This is a genomic window from Mesorhizobium sp. M7A.T.Ca.US.000.02.2.1 (assembly GCF_003996995.1).
Lineage (GTDB): Bacteria > Pseudomonadota > Alphaproteobacteria > Rhizobiales > Rhizobiaceae > Mesorhizobium.
This window is the reverse complement of the sequence record NZ_RZTT01000375.1, coordinates 1-5,929: the sequence shown is the minus strand read 5'-3', so window position 1 is coordinate 5,929 and position 5,929 is coordinate 1. Positions and strand designations below refer to the sequence as shown.

At 63.0% G+C, this 5,929-nt stretch carries 7 protein-coding genes; 6 read left to right on the top strand and 1 reads right to left on the bottom strand.

The genetic code is table 11. From position 1 onward, the window contains the following. The first annotated feature begins 142 nt into the window (after positions 1-142). The 4 genes from EOD15_RS26880 (at position 143) to EOD15_RS26865 (ending at position 3,387) form a co-directional block, all read left to right on the top strand. Complete coding sequence (locus tag EOD15_RS26880; protein WP_164749058.1) at positions 143-1,144, top strand: Ldh family oxidoreductase; 1,002 nt, start codon at positions 143-145, stop codon at positions 1,142-1,144. Between the two features lie 240 nt (positions 1,145-1,384). After that, positions 1,385-1,666, top strand: a complete 282-nt coding sequence (locus EOD15_RS26875; protein ID WP_127270320.1) for a hypothetical protein — start codon at positions 1,385-1,387, stop codon at positions 1,664-1,666. A 197-nt stretch (positions 1,667-1,863) separates the two neighbouring features. After that, positions 1,864-2,316 carry a DoxX family protein gene (locus EOD15_RS26870; RefSeq protein WP_127270318.1) on the top strand — a complete coding sequence of 151 codons (453 nt, stop codon included), beginning with the start codon at positions 1,864-1,866 and terminating at the stop codon, positions 2,314-2,316. A 93-nt stretch (positions 2,317-2,409) separates the two neighbouring features. Next, positions 2,410-3,387, top strand: a complete 978-nt coding sequence (locus tag EOD15_RS26865) for a complex I NDUFA9 subunit family protein (protein ID WP_127322889.1) — start codon at positions 2,410-2,412, stop codon at positions 3,385-3,387. A gap of 27 nt (positions 3,388-3,414) precedes the next feature. Here EOD15_RS26865 and EOD15_RS26860 read toward each other — a convergent pair whose 3' ends face one another. Then, positions 3,415-4,788 (bottom strand): cytochrome P450, encoded by a 1,374-nt coding sequence (locus EOD15_RS26860; RefSeq protein WP_127322890.1) that lies wholly within the window; start codon positions 4,786-4,788, stop codon positions 3,415-3,417. 205 nt (positions 4,789-4,993) lie between these two features. Here EOD15_RS26860 and EOD15_RS26855 point away from each other — a divergent pair, with 205 nt between their 5' ends. Both EOD15_RS26855 and EOD15_RS26850 read left to right on the top strand, forming a co-directional pair. Then, entirely contained in the window at positions 4,994-5,563 is a 570-nt protein-coding gene (locus tag EOD15_RS26855; protein WP_127381466.1) for an NADPH-dependent FMN reductase, read from the top strand. 91 nt (positions 5,564-5,654) lie between these two features. Beyond that, the coding region (locus tag EOD15_RS26850; protein WP_185929087.1) for a caspase family protein at positions 5,655-5,929 on the top strand (275 nt) is incomplete at its 3' end.

Here is a 5,929-nt window from a genome sequence, read left to right as displayed (position 1 = left end):
GTAGGGGAGTAGGGGAGTAGGGGAGTAGGGGAGTAGCCAGCCACTATTCACGTTCACAATTCCATCCCCATTCGCTATTCACTGCTCACCATTCCCCTATTCCCCTATTCCCTTACTCCCCTATTCCCCTAGGATTGCCATCATGCAACTCAGTCTCGACCAGGCAAAAGGACTGTGCCGGATGGCGGCACTTGGCGCTGGCGCCAATGAGGAAGCGGCACAATCGCTCACTGCTTCGATCATATCAGCCGAGGCCGAAGGGCTTTCCTCGGTCGGTCTGTCGCATTTCATCGACTATCTCGAGGCGCTGGAAGCCGGACGCATCGACGGCAATGCCGACCCGGTGATCACCCGGCCGGCGCTTGCGGTCTATCTCTCCGATGCACGCCGGGGGCTGGCGCATACCGGCTTCGACCGCACCATCGACGACCTCGCCAAGGCGGCAAAACTGTTCGGCGTCGCCATCTTCTCGCAGAAGAACGCCTATACATGCGGCGCGCTCGGCTATTTCACCGGAAGGCTGGCAACACTCGGGCTGGTGTCGTTCGCCGCCACCAACGGCCCGGCCGTGCTTGCCGGCTCGGGCTCGGTCAAGCCGGTCTACTGCACCAACCCGATGTCGTTTGCCGCCCCCGCCGCCGACGGGGCGCCGCTGGTCATCGACCAGTCGTCGAGCGCCACCGCTTTCGTCAACATCCGCAAAGCGGCCGAGGAGGGCAAGACAATCCCGGAAGGCTGGGCGCTGGACGCCAGCGGCAACCCGACCACCGATCCCGCCGCCGCCATGAAGGGCGCAATGCTCGCCTTCGGCGGCCAGCGCGGCGCCAACATCGCGCTGATGGTCGAGGTGCTGGCGGCGGGCCTGTCGGGCGCCAACTGGTCGCTCGACGCGCCATGGTTCAGCGGCGGGCCGGACAGCCCCGGCACGGGACTATTCGTGCTTGCTATCGAACCCAAGCTGCTCGATCCGGATTTCGAGCAGCGGATGAAGGACCAGCTCGACCGGCTGCGGCGGCGCTTCGGTGTGCATGTGCCCGGTCGTGCCCGCGCAGAGGCCGCCGAGAAGGCGCAAGCGCGGGGCATCACGGCATCCAAGGCGGTGGTGCAGCGCATTTCCGAATTCGCCGCACGCTATTCTTCCTGAATAGTTTTTTATATCAAATAGTTATCTGAAATCTGCCCGCCGCAGGCGCGGCGCGGTGCGATTTTCTTTGCGCGCTGCTGAACCTTTCCGCGCCTTGCTGCGACCCAGCTTTGTCCAGGGCAAGGCGAGCTTGCCCGATCCACACCGGGGGAAGCAGCAAACCGAAATCGAAAGCCTGCATCACGCGAAGGCCGGTCCTTCGCGCCTCGGAAACCTCAACCCAAATCAAAGGAAATTGTCATGACCAACACCAAGATCACCATGCTGACCGCCGTCCTTCTGCTCGGCTCGTTCATGGGTGCCACACAGGCAGCCACCCTGAAGGCCGCGCCGGCCAAGCCGACCAGCCCGGGTGTCATCGCCGCCCCGAGCGGCGGCGCCACCGAAGACCATTACTGCAAGAACGGCCATGCAAAATTCGCCAATTGCAGCGCCGATTTCGTCGCCGCCTGCAAGAAGGTTGGTGGCACCATGTCGGATGTTCAGGGCTGGGGTGGGCGTACTTGCTTCACGCCCTCCTGATACCGTCTCAGGTCAGGCCGCTCCGTCGGCCCCTGACTTCGCATGGATGTCACCCGGAAAACCCCGCTTCGGCGGGGTTTTCTGCGTTTTGATCGCACAATGAATAAAACATTCTTGTTTTGGTCAACTTTTGTTTATTTGACTTCGGCCGACCCGACCGGCCGTTTGCGCTGATTGAGCAAAACAGAGGAGCTATAATGTCGGCAAGCACGGACAACCCCCGCAACGCCCTTGTCATCCCGGTCCTTGGCAGGTTTTACGCGGCTCTGCACGATGGTGCCGAAACCGTTCTTCGCGTCGTCGCCGGCGGGTTTTTCGCCATCCATGGTTCGCAGAAGATCACCAATCCTTTCGGCGCTGCCGAGATGGTCGAGGGTCTCGGTTTCTATCCGGGCGCGTTGTGGTCGTTGCTTCTGGCCTGCACTGAATTCTTCGGCGGCATCTTCATTGCCATCGGGTTTTTGACGCGGCCGGCCGCCTTTGCCGGCCTGTTCGTGCTGCTGGTCACGGTCTGGTTCCACTGGGTCACGATGGACCAAGGCTATTCGGGCGCGGAAAAGTCGCTGCTTTGGGCGGCGATCCTGCTCTTTTTCGTCATTCGCGGCGGCAACCGCCATTCGGTCGACGCCCGTATGGGCAAAGCGTTCTGACAGGCTGATAGCGACGACGCGTCGCCCTTTGCCTTTGGCACGAAACGGATTATGAAACGGCTTCAGCCAAGCTTGCGAGCGCCGGAGCCAGCCATGACCGAAATCCTGCAGACCCCAAAGCTCGTCGTCGTCTTTGGCGGGTCAGGCTTTGTCGGCCGCCATGTCGTGCGCGCGTTGGCCAAGCGCGGCTATCGCATCCGGGTCGCCTGCCGGCGGCCCGATCTTGCCGGCCATTTGCAGCCGCTTGGCAATGTCGGCCAGATCCAGCCGGTGCAGGCCAATGTGCGCGTGCGCTGGTCGGTAGACCGCGCCGTGCAGGGCGCCGACCACGTCGTCAATCTGGTCGCCATCCTGCATGAGAGCGGCCGGCAGAAATTCTCCGCCGTGCACGAGTTCGGCGCCCGCGCAGTGGCCGAGGCCGCACGCTCGGTCGGCGCCGGCCTGACCCACATTTCTGCGCTTGGCGCCGATCTGGACTCCGAATCAGACTACGCGCGCACCAAGGCGCTTGGCGAAAAGGCTGTGCTGGAGACGATCAAGGACGCCGTGATCTTCCGGCCGTCGATCAATTTCGGACCCGAAGACGGCTTCTTCAACCGCTTCGCCAACATGGCGCGCTATTCGCCGGTGCTGCCGCTGATCGGCGGCGGCCAGACCAAATTCCAGCCGGTCTATGTCGGCGACGTGGCCGAAGCGGTGGCGCGCTCGGTCGACGGCAAGGTGGATGGCGGCCAGATCTATGAACTTGGTGGACCGAAGGTGCTCACCTTCAAGCAGTGCATGGAAGAGCTGCTCGACGTGATCGAGCGCAAGCGGCTGCTGGTGCCGGTGCCGTGGTGGGTGGCCAACATCCAGGCCTCGATCCTCGGTCTGTTGCCCAATCCGCTGCTGACCAAGGACCAGGTGACGCAGTTGCGCGAGCACAACATCGTTTCGGACGCCGCCAACAAGACCAACAGGACGCTTGCAGGGCTCGGCGTCCAGCCGCAATCGATCGCGACGATCCTGCCGAGCTATCTCTGGCGCTACCGCGCCGCCGGCCAGTTCCAGCAACGCAAGCCTGCTGCTTGATTTATCACAACCGTCTGAAGCTGTGTCTCATGCCTGTCGCGGCGTGACCCGCATCGGCAGACCGCCTTGCGGCTGCGTGGTCAGTTTCTGTACCGGCCAGGGTTTGGTTTCGGCTGTCGTGTCGAAGCGGAAGCGCGACAGCATGATCGCCAGCGCGATGATCGCCTCCTGCATGGCGAAGCTGGCGCCGATGCAGACGCGCGGACCCGCGCCAAACGGCAGATACTGGAAGCGGTCGATCTTTTCGCGATTTCCCGGATGGAAGCGCTCCGGCAGGAAGGCATCCGGCCGGTCCCACAGTTTCCTGTGGCGATGCACGACCCAAGGCATCACCAGCACCGCGGCGTGCTTGGGGATATGAAGATCCTTCCACATTTCCGGTTCGATCGGCTCGCGGTTAATCGACGGCGCCGGCGGATACAGCCTGAGCGCTTCGTCGAAAGCCGCACGCGTGAACGGCATGGCATCGAGCCACTTCGTCGGATCGGGCTCGCGCGCCAACACCTGGTCGATCTCCTGCTCGACCCGGTCGCGCTCCCACGGCGATTCAGCCAGGCAATACAGTGTCCAGCCCAGAGCCCGCGCGGTCGTCTCATGGCCGGCGCCGATGAAGGTGATGATGTTGTCCTCGACCTCGGCCCGCGTCAGTCCATCGGGTCCCTCGGCCTTGAGCAGCAGCGTCAGGAAATCCTGCGGCACGGCATCGGGGTCGCGCTTGAATTTCGCTTCGCGCATCTTGACAGTGTCGGTGACGATCTTGCGGAAATAGGCCATTGTCTTGCGGCCGCGGATACGGGTCAGCCTCGGCAGCCAGTCGGGCGCGCGCAACAGATCGAGCGGATCGACGCGACCCATGGTCTCGAACAGTCGGTCGATCTCGTTGGCGAAACTGCCGGGCTCGCCCGATATCTCGCCGGAAAACAGCGTCTCGGCCAGGATGTCGTAGGTGAGCAGCGTCATGTCATGGGCGATGTCGGACGTGCCGCCGTCTTCGTAGCGGGTGACGAAGTCCAGCGTGCGTCTCAGCATCGGCTGGGCGAAGCCGAAGATGTGGCGCGGCGTGAACACCGGCGCCATCGCCTTGCGCGACCGCTTCCAGACCTCGCCCTCGGCGGTCAGCAGGCCATCGCGCAGGATCGGCCGCAGGATCTTCTGACGCACCGTCGCCATCTTGTAGTTCCTGGCATTGTCGACCAGCACATGGCGGATCAGGCCGGGATCATTGGCGACGATCAGATGTCCACCAACACCACTGGCCGAGATCCACGGCTCGTTGTAGGTGTGCTCACCCCACAATTCGAGCGGGTTGCGGTAGACGATGCGGATCATCTCCAGCGTCGAGGGCGGCGTGGTGCGCGGCTTCGGCGCCGGGGGAATGAAGGGGGCGGGCTGGATGTCCATGGGCTGCTCCGCTGATACCCCAATGTAATGGCTGGCAATGCGGGCGTCCATGTGACCGAACGGCAGGCGCAAATATGCAGCCCGAGGCGTCACAGCAGGCGATCCGTTCAGCCGATTGTGACCGCCTCCATGGCGGTGCCGCCTTGTCCGCGGCCGTGCCCTGCCGTAGGTCACCAACAGATACCGCCAGACCTAGGAGCCCGCCTTGAAGCACCAGTTGAACATCATCATCGGCAGCACGCGGCCAGGCCGCGCTGGACCGGTTTTTGCCGAGTGGCTGGAGACGTTCGCGCGCGAGCATGGAAAATTCGAGCCGGTACTGACCGACATCGATACGTTCAAGCTTCCGGTGCTGGACGAACCGCACCATCCAAGGCTCGGCAATTACAAGAACGACCATACCAAGGCCTGGTCGAAAGCGATCGATGCCGCCGACGCCTTCGTCTTCGTGGCGCCGGAATACAATTATTTCGTGGCGCCGGCGATCGTCAACGCGGTCGATTATCTCTCGCGTGAATGGAAGTACAAGCCTGCAGCCATTTTCAGCTATGGCGGCGTCTCCGGCGGCCTGCGCGCGGCGCAAGCGCTGAAGCCGTTGCTGACATCGGTCGGCGTCATGCCGATCTCGGAAGGCGTCGCGCTGCCGATGTACCAGAAACTGCTCGATGAGAACGGCGCTTTCAACGCCAGCGAACAGGTGCAGGGCGGAGCCAAAACCATGCTCGACGAGCTGTTGCGCTGGAGCGAGGCTTTGAAGCCTATGCGGGTTGCCTGAAAACGCTGGTCTTCCGCAAAAAGCCCGGCTTGCTCATGGCATAAAGAGGTGGAATGTTTGCGCAAATGGACAAGCCGGGGGGCGGTTCGACTTGCGCTTGCTTTTTGCCTTGCTGCTGATGCTCATGAGCACCGCCGCCGCGGTGGCTGAGCGACGCGTGGCTTTGATCATAGCCGAGGACGGCTACCGCCTGGTTCGGCCGCTCGCCAATCCGGTCCATGACGGCGAGGCGATGGCAGCGGCGCTGAAGAAGCTCGGCTTCGAGGTCATCCTCGAAACCAATCGCGACCTGCGGCGAATGCGCCGCGCGCTCGACGATTTTCGCCTGGATGCCAAAGGCGCCGACGTGGCGCTGGTCTACTTCTC